We start from the raw sequence: 21,825 nt of genomic DNA, 5'->3' as shown, positions 1-21,825 counted from the left end.
ACTTTTACATTCTTTTCAGCGGATAAAGTTAAAACCCTCTGATTCTAAATCAAAGAGTTTTATCGTTTTAATTTATTCTGGTTTCTGCTCTTCCATTTGAGATTTCACTTCATCATAGCTCAAAGCATGCGAAGAACTTACACTTGGTTCATCAGGCATTTCACCAGTTTCATACAATGATTTAATTTGATGACTATCAAGTGTTTCGTATTTAAGAAGAGCTTCTGCAATCAATTTATGCTTTTCACGATTTGATTGGATAATTTCTGCTGCTTTGTTGCGTGCTTCATTAAGCAAATTACGAACTTCTTCATCAATTTCATATGCAGTTTGCTCTGAAATTGATTTTTGTGGGCTCGCAGCGCCAAACATCGCATGGTTTCCTTCATATTGAACTGGACCGAGTTTTTCACTCATACCATACTCTGTTACCATCGCACGTGCCATTTGTGTAGCTTGTTCAAAGTCATTGGAAGCACCTGTAGTTTGGACGTTGAAAATAATTTCTTCAGCAACACGTCCCCCCATAAGTCCTGCCAATTGCTCTTTCATATCTTCTTTAGATAAAAGAGTCTGATCTTCTTTCGGGAGAGCAATCATATATCCACCTGCACGACCACGAGGTACAATGGTTACCTTGTGAACGACACGTGCATTTGATAAAACAAGACCAACAATCGTATGTCCTGCTTCATGATAAGCGACAATTTGCCGATCACGTTGTGAAACTGTCTTATCTTTTTTAGACGGTCCTGCAATAACACGATCTTCTGCTTCATCTATATCGGAAGCATCAATAACTCTTTTATTTCGACGCGCTGCGACAAGAGCCGCTTCATTTAAGACATTTTCCAAATCAGCACCAACAAAACCAGGCGTTTGTTGAGCAACTAGTTTTAAGTCAACATCTTCAGCAAGAGGTTTATTTCTAGCATGAACACGAAGGATAGCTTCACGACCTTTTACATCTGGCTGACCAACAAGAACTTTACGGTCAAATCGACCAGGACGCAGAAGCGCCGGATCTAGCACATCACTACGGTTTGTTGCTGCAATAACAATAATTCCTTCATTACCTTCAAAACCATCCATCTCAATCAGCAGTTGATTAAGGGTTTGTTCGCGTTCATCATTTCCTCCACCGAGACCGACACCGCGTTGACGACCAACAGCATCAATTTCATCAATAAAAATAATCGCTGGGGCTGCCTTTTTTGCATCTTCAAAAAGAGAGCGAACACGGCTAGCACCGACACCGACAAACATTTCAACGAAATCTGAACCTGAAATACTAAAGAATGGAACGCCTGCTTCACCAGCTACTGCTTTAGCAAGAAGAGTTTTACCAGTCCCTGGAGGGCCTTCAAGAAGAACACCAGCTGGTATACGAGCCCCTAGTTTTGTATAACGTTTAGGATCTTTTAAAAATTCAACAACTTCAACTAATTCTTGTTTTTCTTCTTCCGCACCTGCTACATCAGAAAAGCGTACTTTTATATCTTCTTTGTTTGTCGCACGCGCTTTATTACGTCCAAAACTCATAGCTCCACGCGCTCCACCGCCTCCACCTTGATTCATCATAGAGAACAGGAAGAAAGCAAAGATGGCAAATGGCACCAGAGTTGTCAGCACCTGAATCCAGACACCACTTGAACTTTCACGTTTAATGGTGATTTCAGTTCCCTTATCTGAAGCTAATTTTTGTAATTCAGCTACCGTTAAATCTGAAGGTAGAATAACACTAGTAAAGCGGCTTACAGAGGTAGAAGAAGGAGTAAAAAACTGAATACCACTATTATCCTTTACCTTCTTTTCTTTTTTATAAGTACCTGCAACTTCAATAACACTACCATTTGGCTGATAGCTAATATCCTTTACATTTCCATTTCTAATTTCTTTAACTAACTCAGTATAGTTAATTTGTTGGCTGCGACCTACAGAACTTCCAGCTGAAAAATACTGAAAACCTGTAATAACAACAACAATAATTAAAATGTATAGGAAAGGATTTTTTATAAAGCCATTATTTTGTTTATTTTTCATCTATCTATCAATATACCTTTTTATTTTGTATAAACTTCTTCTTTTAAAACACCTACATATGGCAGATTCCGATAGTTTTCATCAAAATCTAGACCATAACCAACTACAAATTCATTTGGAATTGTAAAACATGTGTAATCTGCTTCAATATCAACTTTTCGTCCTTCGGGCTTGTCCAAAAGTGTAGCAATTTTAACAGACGCAGCTTTTTTCTCCCTAAATAACTCACACAGGCTTTTCAATGTTTTTCCCGTATCAATAATATCTTCGACAAAAAGAATATGACGTCCAGCAATATCTTGATCAATATCTTTAATAATATTGATAACGCCACTGCTAGATGTCCCACCATGATAGCTTGATACTAACATAAAATCCATTTCAATATGGGTATCAACATGCTTTATCAACTCTGCCAAAAAAGGAATGGAACCTTTTAAAATTCCTACAAAAATAGGATTTTTCCCTGCATAATCACTAGTTAATTGAGTTCCTAAATTTTTTGCTGCTGCCACGATCTCATCATGTGAAACCAAAACTTTCTTAATATCTTGTTCTAGCATCTTCTTTACCTATCTAAATTTTGAATATAAAGTTTGTTATACATTATATCATTTTTTTGACTCTTACTCAAATCACATGTTACGATTCCAGCAATTGCTAAGATTTCCCCATTTTGCTCAATAATAATAGCATTTCCCCTTTGATCTATAGGGATTTTTTGATCAATAAAGTAACGACGAAGCTTTTTATGGTGTTGGTTCAAGATAATTTCATCTTGTTCTTTTCTATGTCGAAGTAAAATTTCTGTTTCACGTGAAACAAATACTTCTTGGATGTTTTTTTCATGAAGCTCTTTTCCAAAAGAAAAGCGATAATTACCATATTCCACAATATCGTTATATTTTAACAAAATTGAATCCACTTTTAAATCAGACTGTGGACTGATTTTACGAATCTCAAAGGAATCATAATCTTTATATAACTCATAACCCGCTTTAAGTGGTTGCTGATAATTAGATTGCTTGTTCAAGATTGCTAAAATATCAGAAAACTGTGCTTTACTGAGCTGCAAATCAGGAAATTTCTTTAAATAAGCCTGTAGCAAAAAACTTTGCACAGAGTAAGGTTGAGATTGAAATTCCTGCAGATTCGTCGCCACAATATTTTTAGTTAAATATGCTAATGCATCTTGCATTTGAGAAATTTCTGTTCCCAATTCTATTAAATGCTTCCTGAACTGCGGATTTTCTTGTTCTAACAATGGAAAATACTCATTTCGAATTCGATTGCGCAAATAATGGTTCTCTTGATTTGTCCAATCCTCAAAATGAAAAATAGGAGGGAAATTTGATTTTTGAAAAGAAAGCAACGGTCTTATCAATTCTCCATTTGCAAATTTTTGTTTTTCTTTCATTCCTGAAATATGAAATAAACGGCTGCCACGAAGAATTCTCATAAAAATCGTTTCTGCTTGGTCATCAGCATGGTGTGCTGTCACCAAAGCTGTGCAATTTTCTTCTAACATAATTTTTTTGAAAAAAGCATAGCGAAAATCACGCGCTTTTTGTTCTGAGAATGATCCAGAAAAACTTGATGTAAAAATGCTTACACCAAGTTTTGTTGCTATTTTTTTTAGTTCTTCTTCCTCAAAATCAGATTCTTCTCTCACTCCATGATTAACATGAGCAAGGTAAATTTCTATTTCTAATCTTTCGCGATATTTATAAAGCCAGTCAAGCAAAGTCATAGAATCTAGTCCACCAGAAATAGCAAGTAAAACTTTTCTATGAGGTCTGAAATAGCCTTTTTTTTGCACCATTTGAAAAAATTGTTGTTCTATCATTTTAAAACCTCATAAATATCATCTGCAATTTTAGAAATGTTATCGTAATCAGCATGATTTGTAAAAATAGACAGAATAAAAGGAGAATTAGCATAAACAATTGCAACATCATGCTTAAAATCATAAGCATCCCCAATTTTATGAGCCACTTTTACATTTATATTTTTAGAAATACGCTGCTCATCAAAATTTGTTTGTGATAGTGCATTGATAATGTCCCCATTTTGTTTATAGATAGCTTCCATCATATTTCCAGCCATCCTAGCTGATGCATTACGTTTTTCTACATCCCATTTTTTCCCAGCAATTTGCTCAATTGTTGCTTGATAAGTGCTGTCTGATTGATTAGTAATATAATATCCTAAAATATTTGTAGCTGCATTATCTGATTCTTTTGCAATATGATTCATCAAATCTTGAATGCTGTATTCCTTATTATCTGATTTTTTAGAAATGCTTCCACTACCTTCTGTATCATAAGCACCTGAATAGTCATTTACAGCAGGAATATATTTTAAACCAGAAGATGGCTTGTATTTTCCTTCATTTAATTGCTTCTGCGCATAATAAAGAATGGGAAGTTTTGCCACACTAGCAGAATACATTTCCAAATCTGGGTTTATACCAGCAGTTTTTCCAGAATCTAATTGTTTTACATAGATCGAATAGTCTGCTTTATTGTACCTGCTTGTTAAAATCTCTTGAACTTTATCCATACGATTATCTGTATCAGACAAGTATTTCACATCAATCCAACCTTTGCTTTCAACATGAGCATATTTTCCTGATGCCGTCTCAGCAAGTTGGGTCACTTTCACCGAATGATAAGAAGATAAATTCGTCTTAACTTCCTTTGTTCCATTTACAAAAGGTTGATTGTAAACTACAAATGATTGCCTAAGCCACATTGTTTGAGAAATATCTGCACTAGATTGGACAACATCATCATAAATCATTCGTTTATCAGCAGGAACAAATTGCCCATTTGCGAGTTTAAAAACTGGGAGTCCTTGTTCATTGACTTGTAAGTCAGAAAGTTTAATTGATGTATTCGGAGTTAAACTCCCAGCAACTTTTTCTAAATTTAAGGACGTATAAGTTGGAATTTGCTCATAAACATTTGGATTGGTTGGAAGATCCGTGTAGTAGTTACTGTAGGTCGTACTAGTAATTTCATACTGTTGCTTTGCAGTCAATTCGACATCTTGTTCCGTACTTACTACTACTTTTGCAGTAAAAAATGCTGGCAACAATAATAGAAATAGCAACTTACGCATGCTCTCCCCCTTCCTTTTTAGTCTCTTCTAATTTTAAGGTCTGATTTTTTCTGGATAATTCTTCTAATTTTTCATCAGAAAACTCCAAAAATTGTTCAATCATTTTTAATAAATTTTCCATCCTTACTGTGGCAACAATCCTGGGATTGTATAGATATATTCCCCTTGTTTAGAATAATAATATTTAGCGCGTGCATATTTAGCAGCATATTCTTCATCTTTTAATTTATTAGCAAAAGCTTTTTGAGATTCTTTTTCGTTGCTTATTTCTTCGTACCTCTTTTGTAAATGCGTCAATTGTGTTCGACGTTCTAATAAATTTCGATAGCTTTGAACCAAATTAAATGTCGGTAAAATGAACAATAAGATGACTAAAATCAACACCCACCCCATAAAGCGATTCTTTTTTCTTCTTTCTTGCTCTAAATAACGGCGATGTTGGTTTTCATCTTGTATATAGCGATTATTTAATTGAACAATATTTCTAGCCATCTACTTCTACCCTTGTTTCTTTTATAATTTCATACATTTTAGCAGCATCTTCTTTTTTAGTGCTGTCTTTCATTTCTAGAACACGAACTAATAAAATTTTATTTCCAAAACAAATCTCTATTTCGTCATTGATTTTTAAATTTGTTGAACTTTTAGCTAAAATTCCATTTACTTTAATTCTTCCCTTATCGGCTACCTCTTTAGCGATAGGACGACGTTTTATAATACGGGATACTTTTAAATATTTATCTAATCTCATAAAGTTACCTCAATTCATTATTTTACCATTTTTTAAGAAAATATTATAGACGAAAATGAAACTTTACAAAATTGTAAAGTTAGCAATCTTTCTTTTGATTTTTAATTTCTACTAACTTTTCTGAAAACTGTAGAAGTCCTTCTAAAATTTCATAATCTTTTTTATTTTTTACATCGAATATAACTTCAATCAATCCTTTATTTTCTGAAATTCTTGCTTTTAAATTTGTTACAGAAAGAGCTTCAAAATAATCTTGAGTTAAGAAAAACTGTTGAGAAACTTTTTCAAATCGAACAATCACAGATTGTTGCTTCTTTTCAACGAGTTGAACAAAAACTTGATCTAAATAAGATTTTACAAGACCAATTTCTAATAATAAGGCAACAACATCTGGATATTCTCCGAAACGATCTATCAATTCATTCTGTAATTCTTCATACTTTACACAACTGTCAATCTCGCAAATACGTTTGTAAATTTCAATTTTTTGCCTTTCATCAGCAATATAATCGCTAGGAAGATAGGCATCCATCTGCAAATTAATTTCAGCATTTCCTTTTTGCCTTCTTTTTTCTTTACCTTGTTTCTTAGCAATAACCTCTTCTAATAATTGAGAATACATTTCAAAGCCAACAGAATCAATAAAACCAGATTGTGAGCTTCCTAAAATATTTCCAGCACCACGAATAGATAAATCTCGCATAGCAATTTTAAAACCAGAGCCTAATTCTGTAAATCCTTTTATAGTTTCCAAACGTTTTTCAGAAATTTCTGTCAAAACCTTGTCAGGACGATACATGAGATAGGCATAAGCAATACGATTGCTACGACCAACACGCCCTCGCAATTGATATAAAGTTGACAGTCCCATGTAATCTGCATTTTCAATAAAAAGAGTATTAACATTAGGAATATCAACACCAGTTTCAATAATAGTTGTTGTCACCAAAATATCATATTCCCCATTGATAAAATCAAGTAAAGTATTTTCAAGAAGAATTTCACTCATTTGGCCATGTACATATCCAATAGAAGCTTCTGGAATCAATTCTTTCAATTCTGAAACTTTTCGCTCCATTGTGTCAACTTTATTGTAAAGATAGTAAACCTGTCCTCCTCGATCCATTTCTCTTAAAACTGCATCTCGAATAACTGTTGCATTATTTTCTAAAACATAAGTTTGAACTGGGTAGCGATTTGTTGGAGGAGTTTCAATAACTGATAAATCACGTATTCCTAACATAGACATATGGAGTGTACGAGGAATAGGGGTCGCCGTCAAAGTTAAAACATCAACTTTCGTTTTCAACTCTTTTAATTTTTCTTTATGCTTAACTCCAAAGCGTTGTTCCTCATCAATAACAATGAGTCCCAAATCAGAAAATTTAACATCTTTTGACAGGAGACGATGCGTTCCAATAATAATATCCACCTGCCCTTTTTTTAGTTTTTCTAAAATTATTTTTTGTTCTGATTTACTTTTAAAGCGACTTAATACTTCAATATTGATAGGAAAATCGTTAAAACGTTGCTTAAAGTTCGTATAGTGCTGTTGAGCCAAAACCGTAGTGGGAACTAAAATTGCTACTTGTTTATGATCATTTACTGCTTTAAAGGCAGCTCTCATAGCTACTTCCGTCTTTCCAAAACCAACATCTCCAACTAAAAGACGATCCATAGGATGATCACTTTCCATGTCTTTTTTTACTTCTTTTATAGAGCGCAACTGATCTTCTGTTTCTATATAAGGAAAATCATTATCAAATTCTTGCTGATAAGAATCATCACTAGAAAACGCAAATCCCTTTAATTGACTTCTCTCTGCGTAAAGTTTGATTAAATCCTCAGCAATATCTTCGACTTGATGTTGTACTCTCTGTTTAGTTTTTTGAAAACGCCCATCGTTTAATTTATTGATTTTAGGCGCTTTACCATCACTCGCAACATATTTAGAAAGAAGCTGAATCTGATCAACAGGAATAGAAATACGATCTGCATTTTGATATTGAATAGTGAGATAATCACGATGAATTCCTGAAATTTCAATCGTCTCAATTCCTAAATATCGCCCAATTCCATGAACGTTATGAACAACATAATCTCCTTTTTCCAGCTCATTATAATTTTTCAAACGTTCAGCATTAGAAATACTTTGCCTGCGAACTTTTCGTTTTACTTTTTTTTGCAGAATATCATATTCAGTGATTAAAACAATTTTTTCGTCTACAAAATTAAATCCTTGAATTAAACGTCCTTCTACTAATTGAACAGCATGTTTATGAATTTTAGTATCATTAACATAATCAAGTGGAATTTCATATTCTTGTAAACTTTTATGTAAACTTTGTAAAGTCAATAAAGAATTTGATTGTATAATGACCGTGTAGTTAGATTTTTTATATCGACTAATCTCTTCTTTCAAAAGCTGAAATTGACTAAAAAATTCCTGCATAGGATACTGATTGAACTGATAAAGAGAATCAAATTTCAAATTTCCCAGTCCCTTATGAAAATTTGAAAATAAGGTAGCAGGTTTATACTTTCTAAATATTGAATATGTATCTGCAAAATAAGATTGATTTCCAACAGCTTTACTATTTTGTAAATCTTCTGTCAATAAATTTGCTGCTTCTAATTGAAACTGAGCATGTTTATTCATGATTTTTTGAAAGTCATCAAAGAAAATTGGGCTATATTTTGGAAGATAATCAAGAATTGTCCATTCATTTTGATAAAAATAAGACAATAATTTTCTAATATCAGCATGTTGAGTTTGTTCTTTTATATTAGCTAAAACTTCCTCTAAATAGGATTTCAACGTTAAATCTACAGTTTTTTCTATAAGATTTTCTATTTTTTTCTGTGCACTTTTATAATCTGCTTTAGTAAATATGATATCTGTAGCAGGATGAACACACACATGTTCTACATTTTGAATAGAAATTTGATTTTCAGGATTAAATAGACGAATACCATCAACTTCATCACCAAAAAATTCAACCCGAAAAGGTATTTGACTAGAGCGCTCAAAAATATCTAAAATATCACCACGAATACTAAACTCCCCTTGTTTCAATACTTGTGATACTTGCTTATAACCTGAATTTAACAATTGAGAAATCAAATCTTTCAACTCATATTCTTGCCCTATTTTTAAATTAATATAAGCTGAATTGAAATTAACAGGATTGGATAAAAATAGTTGACTAGCTGCCACATTAACTATCAAAAATCCTGATTGTTGAGAATCTAATAAAAAATCTAGAGCTTCCAAACGAGAAAAAATCTTTTCTTGAGAAGAAAAGACAAACTCAGCTAACGGAGTATCATCTGCAAGAAATGTATAGACCCTCTCTTCTCCCACCAGGTCAATCAGATCACTAGAAAGTCTTTCTGCTTCACTATAAGTAGACGTTAAAATCAAAATTTTGTGATTTTCCTCTACACAAGAGGCCATTGTAATAGCCTTAGTTGAAGATGACAAACCCATTAATAGCTGCCGAGTTGATTTATTTAGATTTCTTTGCCAATCAGATATCTGTTTATTTTGATTAAATAATTCAATAATATCCATCTTTTTATCCATTGTACTGTTGCATTGTTTGTTCAAAATTATCAGACTGTAAATAATAATTTACAGCACTGTCAACTTTGTCAAGTGTATTTAAAATTATAGCATGGTCTCCTTTTGAAAATTTTCCTAACACATGGTGAATAATGGTTATATTATTTTCGGGACGACCAATACCAATTTTAATTCGTTTGAATTCTTGGGTTCCTATATGTTTGATAATTGATTTGATGCCATTGTGACCACCAGCAGATCCTTTTGCTCTAAGTCGTATTTTTCCTACTTCCATATCCAAATCATCATAAATAACTACTAAATCTTCAATATCTAGACCATAATAAGATAAAAGGGCATGAACAGCCTTTCCACTTTCATTCATAAAGGTCGTTGGTTTGACAAAATACACTTTCTCACCATTAAAAAATGTGGAAGCTATCTCTGCTTGAAAAATTTTATCAGTTGTAAACTTTAAACTTTTTTCTTTACACATTTTGTCAACTAGCATAAATCCGACATTATGTCTTGTTTCAAAATATTTTTCTCCAGGATTTCCCAAACCTACAATCATCTTTACCATTTTTTACCTCTAAAAAGACCAAAAGGGCTGGAAAAGTTTTTCCAACCTCGTTTATATTTAGTTTACAATGCTTTACACATTAAATCTAAATTCCATAATATCGCCATCTTGAACGATATATTCTTTTCCTTCTTCACGCAGTCGTCCTGCTTCTTTGACTGCTTTTTCACTTCCATATTTCACTAAATCATCATAAGACATAGTTACAGCACGAATGAAGCCTTTCTCAAAGTCTGAGTGAATAATGCCAGCTGCTTGTGGTGCTTTCATGCCACATTTAAATGTCCAAGCTCGAACTTCTTTTTCTCCTGCTGTAAAATAAGTTCCAAGTCCCAATAAATGATAAGCTGCTCTGGTTAATTTGTCAACCCCAGATTCGTTCAAGCTCATTGCTTCAAGAAATTCAGCTTTATCTTCATCATCTAGCTCAGAAATTTCTTCTTCAGCACGCGCAGATATAACCACTACCTCTGCATTTTCAGTTGCTGCAAACTCGCGAATTTGTTGAACATAATCAATATTATCAGGATCTGCTACCTCATCTTCACCAACATTAGCAACATAAAGCACTGGTTTTGTGGTCAATAAAAATAATTTTTTGACAATCTTTTGTTCTTCCTCATCAAATTCAATGGTACGAGCTGATAAACCATTTTCCAAAACTGGCTTAATTTTTTGCAAAACATGAAACTCAGCTACTGAATCTTTGTCCTTTTGGGTTCGAGCAACTTTTTCCACACGTGCATAGCGTTTATTGATACTTTCTAAATCTGCTAAAATCAACTCAAGATTTATTGTTTCAATATCAGCCATTGGATCAACAAAACTTGACTCACGTCCTTGCTCCCGCATAACATTTTCATCATCAAAAGCCCGAACCACATGAACGATAGCATCTACTTCACGAATATTAGCTAAAAATTTATTTCCTAGACCCTCTCCTTTTGAAGCACCTTTTACAATCCCTGCAATATCTGTAAACTCAAAAGTCGTTGGAACTTTTTTCTGTGGTTTGATAAGTTCTGTTAATTTATCCAAACGAGCATCGGGAACTTCTACCCGTCCAACATTAGGGTCAATTGTTGCAAAGGGATAGTTAGCTGCCTCTGCTCCTGCTTTTGTAATTGCATTAAATAAAGTGGATTTTCCAACATTAGGTAATCCTACAATTCCTGCTGTTAAAGACATTTCGCTCTTCCTTTCATCTTTTCAATTCAATAAACCATTATATCATATTTACCACTATTTGACTTACAACTTAATCATTTTAATAAAATATTGCATTTACCTCATAAAAATATTATAATTTTATTAGAGTCTGTCAATAATCTTGTGTAAACACTCTAGCAAAGCTGATATTGTTAATCAAATAGGATTTCAAGTGTGTCCGTACATTGGCCAAAACCTTTGTGGATTCGTTGTCCTTGCTTGAAGTTGTAATCACCAAATAGTGTGACGAGATAGCGTTCTAGGGATTCTTCATTGGGAAAGACGACTTTCTTTTTGGTTTGACGTTTGATTTCTTTGTTAAGTGATTCAATAAGGTTGGTCGAGTAGATACTTCCCCAGATCTGATGAGGAAATTCATAAAAGATCAATAGATTTTCGATTGATTCTAAGGTCTCTATTACCTTCTTGTAGTGTGGTTTCCACTCATTGATAAAGCTATCTAAGGCTTGCTTTGCTTCCTCTACATTGATCGCGTGATAAATTGTTTTAAACTGCTCCAAAATTAGAGCACGATCTGCTCGTTTCACCTTACTTGCAATATTTCGGCCAATATGGACAAGGCAACGCTGTTGTTTGGCCATTGGGAAGGCTTGCTGGATAAGCTGATCAAGTCCATTAAAACCATCAGTCACAACAAGAGAGACTTGTTGTACACCTTGACCCTTAAGTCTTTCTAGAAGGTCTGACCACGAAGCATTGTTTTCATTGGGTGCGATGTCATATCCAAGGATAGCCTTATGCCCATATGATGTGACGCCTAGTGCAATGTGGATGCATTCCTTACTAACTGTACCACGTCTCAGAGGAAGGTAAGTCCCATCAAGATATAATACGGTATAGTTAGCTTCTAAGGAACGTTGATGAAAGTTAGCTACGTTTTCCTGTGTCGCTTTCGAGATATTAGATACTGTTGCTGGACTGTAATGATGACCATACATACGCTCAATGATGTCGCTGATTTCACGTGTTGTGACTCCAGTTTGATAAAGTTTGATAACCATTTCTTCTAAATGATTGTCTCGACGACCGTAACTTGGGATTAAGGCTGGACTGAACTCCCCGTTTCGATCTCTAGGGATCAACAAATTAACAACACCATACTTGGTCTCAAATCGACGTGTATAAGCACCATTACGACTATTACCGGTGTTGTAACCTGCCTTATCGTATGGTTCATAGTCAAGGAAGGCGGATAGCTCCACTTGGAGAAGGTCATTCATGGCAGTTTCAAGAGACGAACGGAAAAATTCATCAATATCTTGTTTTTGAGCTAGGAAGTTAAGTAATTCTGTGGTAAACTGGGTCATGGGAATAAATCTCTTTCTAGTGAAGTCTCGCAACTCTACTATACAGGATTTATTCCTTTTTGTGTTTACACAAAATATTTTACACTACCTTTTATATTTAAGCTATAGGAGGTAAATACCATGAAAAAAAGTTATTTTAAACAATTGTTACTTGGCTTTGTTACAATTGTTTCACTAATTATCCTTGGAGCATGTGGAGCCCAAGAAAAAACAATGTCATTCCAAAGAATTGATCAAAGTTTACAATATGACTTACGATTAACTTATTATTATAAAGGAGATACTGTCACAAAACAAACTACTGATTCATTTTGGTCTTATAAAACCTTAGGAGCTACTAAAAAAGAAGATGTTAAAGACAGAATGCTTCTCAAATGTATCAAAATATTGAGGGAATTAAAGAAAAAGTCACTTATGAAGAAAAGGGAATTAAGGAAACTGTAGAAATTAACTTTAATAAAGTAGACTTTGATAAATTAGCAACCTTGCCTGGAATGTATACAGATAAGAATACGAGAAAAACTAAAAAAGTTAGTATGAAAGCTAGTAAAGAACTCTTAACAAGTAAAGGTTTTAAAGAAATTACGGACGGTAAATTTGAAAAATTAAAATAAAATTATGAAAAGATGCTAAGAAATCAATTTCCTAGCACTTTTTTTAGTTTTCGTTCAAAATCATATCGGCTCATCATCACAATATGATGACAATTTGTACAGCAAATTTTAATATCCGCACCCACTCGAATAATTTCCCAACGATTTGCTTTTTTGCCTGTAGATTTGATTGTACAAGCATGTGGTTTTTTCATTTCAACAAAATTTCCTACATCATACATTAGTTTGTTCTCACTGGCGTAATCAATTGAATAAAGTTTTCTGTGTCATCGCTTGGTATCAAAGTAAATGGACGAACAGCTGAAATAAAGCTGATTGTAACTTTTTCACTATTAATAGCTTTCAATGAATCAATTAAATAAGTTGGATTAAAACTGATGGTTAAATCTTGACCTGAAATACTTTCAGTATCAATTTCTTCATTCACACGTCCAACTTCAGGAGAGTTCACATGTGCACTAACTACACCATTTATAATTTCTAATTTAACTGTTCCATTTTGAGTCGCATTTGAAAGAAGACGTGCACGTTCCATCGCATAACGAAGATTATTTTTATCAAATGTTACGATACTAGTAAATTCTGTTGGAATTAAACGGTCGGTATCAGGATAATTTCCCTCTAACAGCCGAGTGTAGAAGCTAATATTTTCACTTCTAAAAAGCAATTGATTATTTGTGAAGTAAATCTCTACTGTTTCAATATCATCCGTAAAAACGGCTGAAAATTCGCGTAGAGAACGACTAGGAATAACAACATCAAAATTATCCCCATTTTTTTCTAAGACAATCTTCTTTTGGCTCATCCGATGAGAGTCTGTTGCAACCGTCTTTAAATTTTTATTTTCTGTTAAAACAAAATGAACCCCCGTTAAAATCGGACGACTTTCTTGTGTACTAGCTGCAAAAGCTGTCTCGTTAATAATATTTTTAAGAACACTTGTTTCAAGCATCAAAGGATTACTTGCTGAAATTTCTTGAATACGAGGGTATTGATCTGCATCTTTTCCTTTTAAGGTAATTTCTGATTTACCACTAGTTAAAACAATTTGCTTTTGCTCAATTTCTTTAAAATCAAGTGTAACATCAGGAAGACTTGATACAACATTGATGAAAAAAGTTGCTTCAAGCAAAATGGAGCCTGAAGAGGTCACTAAAAGCCCTGCATTTTCGTTTTTAATTGAAATAAAATTTTCAATGGAGATTTGTCCATTTGAACCAATTAATGTAATTCCTTCATTTGTAACATCAATTTTTACTGTAGAAAGAATTGGAATAGCATTTTTAAGACTAATAGCGCGTTTGGTTATATTTAAAGCTTGTAAAAATAAATTTTTATTGATTGAAAAGTTAATCATAGATACTCCTTTTATTATTTTATGATTATTAAGTTAATAGTAATAGTAGCTTGTGTGAAACTTGTGGAAAAGTTTCCTAATCAGCGATAGAACACAAAAACAGACATGTTTATAAATTGTGAATAACTTTAACATTTTTTCTGCAATTATCCACAGTTATCTGATTTTATTTTTTATGTTTTCTATTTCTAATCGAAGATTATCATCCGTTTCGAGCATTGTTTTAATTTTCCCATGAGCATGTATGACCGTTGTATGATCTTTACCGCCAAATTCTCTTCCAATTTTTGGAAGACTATTATCGGTTAATTCACGGGCCAAATACATAGCTACTTGTCTAGCAAGGACAATATTTTGAACCCGACGACTGCCTTTCATTTCTTTAACGCTAACGCCATAGAAATTTCCAACTTCTGTTTGGATTTTATCAATTGGAATAACTAAAATTTGACTTGCATCTTGTTTTCGAGCTCGAATAGCTTCAGCAGCAGCGTCAATTGTAATTTCTTTCAGATTTTTTACTCTAGCCATAAGAGAAATATCATTTAGAGCACCTTCTAAATCTCGCACATTTGAATCAAATTGACCTGCTAAGTATTCCAAAGTATCATTTGGAAAAATGTAATCTAAACCTTCTATCTTATTGCGTAAAATAGCGATTCTTGTTTCAAAATCAGGTGGAGTAATGTTTTGAGTTAATCCCCATTTGAAGCGCGTGACTAAACGTTCTTCAAGATTATCCAGATGATCAGGACTTCGGTCGCTTGTTAAAACAATTTGTTTATTATCTCCGTGCAAAGCATTAAAGGTATTGAAAAATTCTTCTTGAGTAGAAACTTTTTTTCCTCCTAAAGATTGAATGTCATCAATCAATAAGAGATCAAGGCTGCGATAAGTTCTCTTAAAACTTTCCATTTCTCCTAATCGAAGATGTTCTAAAAAGTCGTTGATAAAAGTCTCAGCAGGAATGTATTTCACTCTAGCATCAGGAATATTTTCTAAAATTTGATTTCCAATTGCATTTAGTAAATGGGTTTTTCCTAATCCTGGTCCACCATAGATAAACAATGGATTATAAGTTGTTGCTAAATTTTCAGAAACAGCGAGTGCCGCCGATAGAGCCCAAACATTTCCATCGCCTTGAACAAAATTATCAAATGTATATTTTGCTTTTAACCCAGTTTCAATAGGAGGAAGACTTGGTTTAACTACTGAATGATTTGTATTTGTTGATTGAGTAACTTCATCATTTTCCTCTTGAAAGATATAGTGTACAGTAATTTGGTCATTATAAATTTCAAAACCTGCAGTAATGATGACATCTGCTAAATTTTGATCCCAAAATAATTGTTTGACAGGACTGTCAAGAAGTACAGTAGCTTGAAAATTTTCAACTTTCATTAACCGAGCTCCTGAAACAAAATAATCATATGTATTTTTTTTGATTTGTTTTTGAGCCAATTCTAAAACACGCGCCCAAAAATTAGCTTCTTGTGACATAAAAAACCTCCTTCCTTGCTAATAAATTCTTCGTTATATTTAATTATCCATAGAAGTTATTTTAACATAAAACGTAAAAGTTTTCCACAATCTGTAGAAATAAATTCACATTGTTCTTTAAAGTTTTCCACAGATTGTGAATAAAGGAGTTTTTCTGTGATTTATTAAGTTTTTCTTATAAAATAAGAGTGGATAACTCTGTGACTTGAAAGAATAAAAATAACAGCCTTATTTAAAGCTGTCAATAATTCTTTGATATTCTTCTAGGTTTGAAAAATGAATACAAATTTTCCCTGATTGAGATTGTTTAGAAAATTGAAGAGAAATCTCTGTACCAAATATCTTTTTTAATCTTTTTTCTTCCTCTTTGAGGAAGAGATGATGTTTATTTTTTGTTACAGTTTTTGTCTGTTGGGAATGTAATTGTTTTTCTAGCTGTCGAACTGAAAAGCTTTGAGATAAGATTTTATCAAACCACTGATTTTGCTCTTTTTCTGAGAGATTAATGAGCAGACGAGCGTGTCCCTGAGAAATATTTCCTTCTTTTATCGCTTCGATAATATTGAGAGGTAAATTTAATAACCGGACGGAATTTGTAATATAAGGACGTGATTTTCCCATAGTTAGAGCGATTTCTTTATGTGTCAACCCTTTGTCAATCAAATATTGATAAGATTGTGCTTCTTCTATAGGATTTAAATCTTCTCGTTGTAAATTTTCAATGATGGCTTGCTTCATCATTTCATCATCTGTTACTTCTTTTATAATAGCTGGTATATTTGTTAAGCCTGCTAATTTAGCAGCTCTAAAACGCCTTTCACCAGCTAGCAATTCATAACCAATTATCGGAGATTTTCGTACAATGATGGGCTGAATAATCCCATGTTCTTTTATAGAACTAGCAAGTTCAGCAATTTTTTCTTCTGAAAATTCTTTTCTTGGTTGATAAGGATTTGTTTGGATGTCATTAAGTGTGATATATTGATATTTTTCCATGTTTATATAGAATAACACACCTTTACAATTCTGTAAAGATGTGTTAATAAAGTGTCAATTATTTGAATCTAAATCTTTTGTAGATTTTGTAAGCTTAATGGTAGTAGTAGTTTCTTTTCCATCACGATAGAAAGTGATTTTTATGTTGTCACCAATTGAATGTTTGTATAAAGCGGATTGTAAATCACTTGTTGAAAAAATTTCTTTATCATCTACTTTTGTAATCACATCATATTTTTGAAGTTTTCCTTCAGCTGGCATTCCAGATTGAGCTGAACGTACGACAACTCCACTAGTTATTTTTGATGGAAGTTTTAAGCGTGATAGATCTGAACTAGACAGATTAGTGATGTCAATCATTTGGATTCCTAGAGCTGGTCGTGTAACAGTTCCATTTGCTTCTAACTGGTTAATAATGTTTATAACATCATTAGATGGAATAGCAAATCCTAATCCTTCAACCGAAGTTCCGCCGTTGCTAGCTATTTTACTTGAAGTAATACCAATTACTTGTCCTTGGATATTCACAAGTGGTCCACCAGAGTTCCCTGGGTTAATAGCTGTGTCTGTTTGAATAGCTTGTGTTGAAATCGTTTGTCCGTCTTCAGATTTTAAAGAAACATTACGATTTAAACTAGAAATAATTCCTTGCGTCACAGTGTTAGCGTAATTTGATCCGAGCGGACTTCCAATCGCAATAGCTGTCTCACCAACCGTCAATTTACTAGAATCTCCAAATTCAGCAACTGATTTTACTTTATCAGCACTAATTCGAACAACGGAGATATCAGAATAAGTATCTGACCCTACAATTTCTCCAGGAACTTTATTACCATCTGCTAAACGAATGTCAACTTTTTTAGCACCACTGATAACGTGAGTATTGGTTACTAAGTAAGCGTATTTTCCATCTTTTTTATAAATAACCCCAGATCCTTCGCTAGCTACTTGTTGAGAATTATCATTGTTATTATTTGAATCATCATTTCCAAACACGCTGTTTTGTGAATTATTATTAGCATAGGTAATAACGGATACCACAGCATCTTTCACTTTACTCACAGCTTGTGTTGTGGAATTTGTATTTTTATAAGCAGTAGTAACTTGATTAACTTTAGTCGTTGTAGAGCTATTTGTTGATAATTTAGATGAAGTTAAGTTTCCAAGTAAACCACCGATAAAACCTATAGCTAAGACCATGAAAAGCAATAACAATTTTTTTGTGAAATTTGAAGAGTTTTTCATATCTTCCTCCTAGTTATTTCAATTACTGAAAGTATAAAGAATTTAACTTAATTATAGCTTAAATGTTTTATCTTTTCCACAAATTGTGGATAACTTTTAAAATCTGTGATTTTCTAAGTCATTTATAAGGCAATTTAATTTTTTATCCTGTGAATAAGGTGTGAAATAATTGTGGATATGGTAGAATAGAAATATGAAAATAAAACTTGTAACTGTTGGAAAATTAAAAGAAAAATACCTTAAAGATGGAATAGCAGAGTATGTAAAACGTTTAGGGCGCTTTACTAAATTTGAGATGATTGAACTTCCAGATGAAAAAATACCTGATAAGGCAAGTCACTTAGAAAATCAACAAATTATTGATAAAGAAGGAAATCGTATCTTATCGAAAATGAATGATAAAGAATTTGTGATTGTTTTAGCTATTGAAGGGCAACAATTTCCATCAGAAGAATTCAGTAAGAGATTAAGTGATGTGACTGTTCGTGGATTTTCGGATATTACTTTTGTAATTGGTGGGAGTCTTGGTTTGTCTACTGCTGTCAAAAAAAGAGCTAATTTGCTGATGAGTTTTGGAAAATTGACACTTCCTCATCAGTTAATGAGATTAGTTTTAGTAGAACAAATTTATCGATCGTTTATGATTCAACAAGGAAGTCCCTATCATAAGTAATCTTGACGTCATAGGCTTTTTTTGTTAAAATGGTAGAGCATTGGTCTCATAGCTCAGCTGGATAGAGCATTCGCCTTCTAAGCGAACGGTCGCAGGTTCGAATCCTGCTGGGATCATATAAGAAAAGGGCACGGGAAAGCGTGCCTTTTTCTATAACTGGATAAAGAGGTCTTTTGAGATGTAAAAATGTATCGTTTAGAGTTTTTTTAAATTTATTTATGAAGATTTTGTATAATTACCTTGTAAGATTTCTTACAAAAAATAAACATTAAGGAGAAATTATGAAAAAGTTGTTTGCTAAAAAAGAGGTAGTAAAAAAGGAAGTTGTAGAATTTAAAGAACTGAATGATGAGCAGTTAGATAAAATCATTGGTGGGGATAGTCGAATCAGAATGGGATTTGATTTTTCAAAACTTTTTGGTAAATAATTATTTAGGAGAATAATATTGTGAAAATAGAATTTGTACATTGGATTATTTTCTCAATTATAGAAGCTGTTTCTGTTGTATATTGCTATAAGAAAATAAGTAGAGTGAATAAAGTGAATATTCACTTTACTTTGTTGTGTTTAGGAATTGTATTTTCAACTGATTTAACTACTTTAATACATTATTCCATTAGATATATGATGTTTTTTATTCAACCATTATTTTTTTATTTATATTTTTTTAAAGTAAAAAAAGTTAGAAGACATCTTTCTGTATTTTTAGCACTATTTTTATCTTTAGTTGTGTCAAGTTCTGAAACCTTCTTTTCAGTCATTATTTCTTCTGTTACAGGTGATAAGTTTGTTGATAGATACTGGGGATTGTTCTATATTTTTATCAATATTATTTCTTTAATTTTTATTTTAAAAGCAATTGATTATTTTAAGTTTAATTTTAAATATTTTAAAAAGGCGGATTTCAAAGAGAATATTTTGCAGTTAAACTTTTATCTCTTATTTATTCATTTTTTATTAAATTTATCGCATTGGCTTAGTAATATGAAAAATTTAAATAGTTTTTCTAGTATGATTGCTACAATTTGCTTTTTAATGTTTATGTCAACTTTATTCTACTTACAATCTATTCGTGAAAAGTATGAAAAAGAAGAACAAATTAAACAAAAAGAACGAGAACAACTACAATTACAAAAATATACAGATGAAATAGTGAGTCTGTATAATGAAATTCGAGGTTTTCGTCATGATTATGGAGGAATGTTGGCAAGCTTCCAATCAGCCATTCATACAGGTGATATAAAAGAAGTAGAGCGAATTTATCAGGAAGTGCTAGTAAATGCTAATTTACAACTTCGTTCAGATAAATATACGTATTTTGATTTAAATAATGTTGGAGATTCAGCACTTAGAAGTGTTATGACACAAACCTTATTTAAGACGCGTGACTATAATATAGAATTAACATTTGAAGTAAAAGATTTTGTCAAACCCTTGCCGATTAAATTGTTAGATTTGGTTAGAATGACAAGCGTCCTTTTGAATAATGCCATAGAAGGAGCAGCAGAAAGTTATCAAAAAACGATGAATGTTTCTTTGGTGGATTTAGATACAGAAACAATCTTAGTTATTCAAAATTCACGTAAGAAACGACCGCTAGATTTAGAAGAGATTTACCAAACTGATTTTTCAACAAAGGGTGAAGGACGCGGTTTAGGCTTAAGCAATATCAAAGAAATTATTAACAACTATGAAGGAATTATCCTCGATACTAAAATTGAGGATGAATATTTTACACAAGTAATAAGAGTAAGGAAAGAAGGTTTATAATGAAAGTATTAGTATTAGAAGATGAAATTACACATCAAGTAAGAATGGAAACAACTTTGGCAGAGATTGCAAAAGAAATGGGAATTACGATAAAAGTTAAAGTAACTGGAAAAGTAAGGGAATTTAAAGAATATATTGAAAACGATGAAGTAAATCAATTATATTTTTTAGATATTGATATCAAAGGAGAGGAAACAAAAGGTTTAGAAATAGCAAAATTTATACGTCATCACAATCCGTATGCCATTATTGTTTTTGTTACAACGAAATCAGAATTTGCCACTATGACCTTCAAATATAAGGTATCTGCACTGGATTTTGTTGACAAAAATTTGAGTGATGTTGCTTTTAAAAAACATATAAAAGACAGCATTGAGTATACAAAAGCGACATTGATTGAAAATAAAGATATGGTGGATTATTTTGAATATAACTTTCGTGGCGGAGAGGTTAGAATGCCTTTTAATGACATTTTATATATTGAAACGACAGGCTCTTCTCATAAATTAAGAATTGTCGGTAAAAACTTTTTTAAAGAATTCTATGGCACTATTGCAGATATTCAAGAAAAAGATAAAGAAACAAGACGTTTCTTTTCACCTCATAAATCCTACCTAGTCAATATTGGAAACATCAAAGGTTATGACAAAAAAATGCGAGAAATAATTTTTTATGAAGATCATCGTTGTCCGATTACTCGAATGAAAATTGGAAAATTAAAAGCTATTTTAGAGGAATTAAAAGGATAAATAGAATAGATAATGAAATAGCAAATATAGTTAAATTTTTAAATAAAAACTATTGACAAAGTTCTCCAAACTGGTATAATAGTATATGTTCTGTGAAAGAACAGATATGGTCCGTTGGTCAAGGGGTTAAGACACCGCCTTTTCACGGCGGTAACACGGGTTCGAATCCCGTACGGACTATATCATCCGGCATAGCTCAGTTGGTAGTAGCGCATGACTGTTAATCATGATGTCGTAGGTTCGAGTCCTACTGCCGGAGCTACTAAGCATTCTTTAGGAATGCTTTTTTTACATTGTAAAAATATAATAAAAACCAAA

Annotated in this window: 20 protein-coding genes, 3 tRNA genes and 1 pseudogene; 8 read left to right on the top strand and 16 right to left on the bottom strand. The window is 32.6% G+C overall.

Going from position 1 to position 21,825, the window contains the following annotated elements; genetic code table 11:
- Window positions 1-72: 72 nt before the first annotated feature.
- From ftsH to HMPREF2876_RS04015, 11 genes are all read right to left on the bottom strand, one after another.
- Window positions 73-2,043 (bottom strand): ATP-dependent zinc metalloprotease FtsH, encoded by a 1,971-nt coding sequence (gene ftsH, locus HMPREF2876_RS04060; protein ID WP_024053281.1) that lies wholly within the window; start codon window positions 2,041-2,043, stop codon window positions 73-75.
- Between the two features lie 20 nt (window positions 2,044-2,063).
- The gene (gene hpt, locus HMPREF2876_RS04055) at window positions 2,064-2,606 is read right to left on the bottom strand and encodes a hypoxanthine phosphoribosyltransferase (RefSeq protein ID WP_024053282.1); all 543 of its coding nucleotides are present in this window, start codon (window positions 2,604-2,606) and stop codon (window positions 2,064-2,066) included.
- Window positions 2,607-2,611: 5 nt separating this feature from the next.
- On the bottom strand, window positions 2,612-3,889 hold the full coding sequence (tilS, locus tag HMPREF2876_RS04050) for a tRNA lysidine(34) synthetase TilS (protein ID WP_024053283.1): 1,278 nt from the start codon (window positions 3,887-3,889) through the stop codon (window positions 2,612-2,614).
- Window positions 3,886-5,166, bottom strand: a complete 1,281-nt coding sequence (locus tag HMPREF2876_RS04045) for a serine hydrolase (protein ID WP_024053284.1) — start codon at window positions 5,164-5,166, stop codon at window positions 3,886-3,888. The genes tilS and HMPREF2876_RS04045 overlap by 4 nt, the downstream gene beginning before the upstream one ends.
- A complete protein-coding gene (locus HMPREF2876_RS10870; RefSeq protein ID WP_101749849.1) occupies window positions 5,159-5,287 on the bottom strand; it encodes an SP_0009 family protein in 129 nt (42 codons plus the stop codon). Before HMPREF2876_RS10870 ends, HMPREF2876_RS04045 begins: the two co-directional genes overlap by 8 nt.
- Before the next feature lie 2 nt (window positions 5,288-5,289).
- The gene (locus tag HMPREF2876_RS04040) at window positions 5,290-5,658 is read right to left on the bottom strand and encodes a septum formation initiator family protein (RefSeq protein ID WP_003026832.1); all 369 of its coding nucleotides are present in this window, start codon (window positions 5,656-5,658) and stop codon (window positions 5,290-5,292) included.
- A complete protein-coding gene (locus HMPREF2876_RS04035; protein WP_024053285.1) occupies window positions 5,651-5,917 on the bottom strand; it encodes an RNA-binding S4 domain-containing protein in 267 nt (88 codons plus the stop codon). The genes HMPREF2876_RS04040 and HMPREF2876_RS04035 overlap by 8 nt, the downstream gene beginning before the upstream one ends.
- A 79-nt stretch (window positions 5,918-5,996) precedes the next feature.
- Window positions 5,997-9,503 carry a transcription-repair coupling factor gene (gene mfd / locus HMPREF2876_RS04030; RefSeq protein WP_101749851.1) on the bottom strand — a complete coding sequence of 1,169 codons (3,507 nt, stop codon included), beginning with the start codon at window positions 9,501-9,503 and terminating at the stop codon, window positions 5,997-5,999.
- Window positions 9,496-10,065 (bottom strand): aminoacyl-tRNA hydrolase, encoded by a 570-nt coding sequence (gene pth, locus HMPREF2876_RS04025; RefSeq protein ID WP_042754227.1) that lies wholly within the window; start codon window positions 10,063-10,065, stop codon window positions 9,496-9,498. Before pth ends, mfd begins: the two co-directional genes overlap by 8 nt.
- Window positions 10,066-10,137: 72 nt before the next feature.
- On the bottom strand, window positions 10,138-11,253 hold the full coding sequence (gene ychF, locus HMPREF2876_RS04020; RefSeq protein ID WP_024053288.1) for a redox-regulated ATPase YchF: 1,116 nt from the start codon (window positions 11,251-11,253) through the stop codon (window positions 10,138-10,140).
- A 173-nt stretch (window positions 11,254-11,426) separates the two neighbouring features.
- Window positions 11,427-12,602, bottom strand: coding sequence for an IS256-like element ISSag11 family transposase (locus HMPREF2876_RS04015; protein ID WP_070584243.1), 1,176 nt, complete (start codon window positions 12,600-12,602; stop codon window positions 11,427-11,429).
- Window positions 12,603-12,722: 120 nt separating this feature from the next.
- On the opposite strand from HMPREF2876_RS04015, the pseudogene HMPREF2876_RS04010 reads away from it, so the two are divergent.
- Window positions 12,723-13,216: pseudogene (locus HMPREF2876_RS04010) on the top strand (DUF1307 domain-containing protein).
- Between the two features lie 23 nt (window positions 13,217-13,239).
- Here the strand turns inward: HMPREF2876_RS04010 and HMPREF2876_RS04005 are convergent.
- The 5 genes from HMPREF2876_RS04005 to HMPREF2876_RS03985 form a co-directional block, all read right to left on the bottom strand.
- Window positions 13,240-13,437, bottom strand: a complete 198-nt coding sequence (locus HMPREF2876_RS04005; RefSeq protein WP_003032456.1) for a DUF951 domain-containing protein — start codon at window positions 13,435-13,437, stop codon at window positions 13,240-13,242.
- Entirely contained in the window at window positions 13,437-14,573 is a 1,137-nt protein-coding gene (gene dnaN / locus HMPREF2876_RS04000; protein ID WP_024052472.1) for a DNA polymerase III subunit beta, read from the bottom strand. The genes HMPREF2876_RS04005 and dnaN overlap by 1 nt, the downstream gene beginning before the upstream one ends.
- 156 nt (window positions 14,574-14,729) lie before the next feature.
- Entirely contained in the window at window positions 14,730-16,073 is a 1,344-nt protein-coding gene (gene dnaA / locus HMPREF2876_RS03995; protein ID WP_070242178.1) for a chromosomal replication initiator protein DnaA, read from the bottom strand.
- A gap of 228 nt (window positions 16,074-16,301) precedes the next feature.
- Window positions 16,302-17,069: a ParB/RepB/Spo0J family partition protein gene (locus HMPREF2876_RS03990; protein ID WP_070242177.1), complete on the bottom strand. Its 768-nt coding sequence runs from the start codon at window positions 17,067-17,069 to the stop codon at window positions 16,302-16,304.
- A gap of 54 nt (window positions 17,070-17,123) precedes the next feature.
- Window positions 17,124-18,314: a serine protease HtrA gene (locus HMPREF2876_RS03985; protein WP_024052475.1), complete on the bottom strand. Its 1,191-nt coding sequence runs from the start codon at window positions 18,312-18,314 to the stop codon at window positions 17,124-17,126.
- Between the two features lie 193 nt (window positions 18,315-18,507).
- Here HMPREF2876_RS03985 and rlmH point away from each other — a divergent pair, with 193 nt between their 5' ends.
- The 7 genes from rlmH to HMPREF2876_RS03955 all read left to right on the top strand — a co-directional run bounded on the left by rlmH (window position 18,508) and on the right by HMPREF2876_RS03955 (window position 21,766).
- Entirely contained in the window at window positions 18,508-18,987 is a 480-nt protein-coding gene (gene rlmH, locus HMPREF2876_RS03980; protein WP_024052476.1) for a 23S rRNA (pseudouridine(1915)-N(3))-methyltransferase RlmH, read from the top strand.
- A 42-nt stretch (window positions 18,988-19,029) separates the two neighbouring features.
- A tRNA-Arg gene (locus HMPREF2876_RS03975) sits at window positions 19,030-19,103 on the top strand.
- Window positions 19,104-19,268: 165 nt separating this feature from the next.
- A complete protein-coding gene (locus HMPREF2876_RS10140) occupies window positions 19,269-19,415 on the top strand; it encodes a bacteriocin (protein ID WP_003029519.1) in 147 nt (48 codons plus the stop codon).
- Between the two features lie 20 nt (window positions 19,416-19,435).
- Window positions 19,436-20,758, top strand: coding sequence for a sensor histidine kinase (locus HMPREF2876_RS03970; protein WP_371317911.1), 1,323 nt, complete (start codon window positions 19,436-19,438; stop codon window positions 20,756-20,758).
- Window positions 20,758-21,507, top strand: coding sequence for a competence system response regulator transcription factor ComE (gene comE, locus HMPREF2876_RS03965; protein WP_024052478.1), 750 nt, complete (start codon window positions 20,758-20,760; stop codon window positions 21,505-21,507). Before HMPREF2876_RS03970 ends, comE begins: the two co-directional genes overlap by 1 nt.
- Window positions 21,508-21,615: 108 nt before the next feature.
- Window positions 21,616-21,687: transfer RNA gene (locus HMPREF2876_RS03960), tRNA-Glu, on the top strand.
- A 5-nt stretch (window positions 21,688-21,692) separates the two neighbouring features.
- Window positions 21,693-21,766, top strand: a tRNA-Asn gene (locus HMPREF2876_RS03955).
- The last annotated feature ends 59 nt before the right edge of the window (window positions 21,767-21,825 follow it).

The organism is Streptococcus sp. HMSC073A12 (assembly GCF_001812815.1).
GTDB classification, from domain to species: domain Bacteria; phylum Bacillota; class Bacilli; order Lactobacillales; family Streptococcaceae; genus Streptococcus; species Streptococcus vaginalis.
Note: the sequence above shows the minus strand (reverse complement) of the source record. Positions and strands in the feature narration are given on the sequence as shown.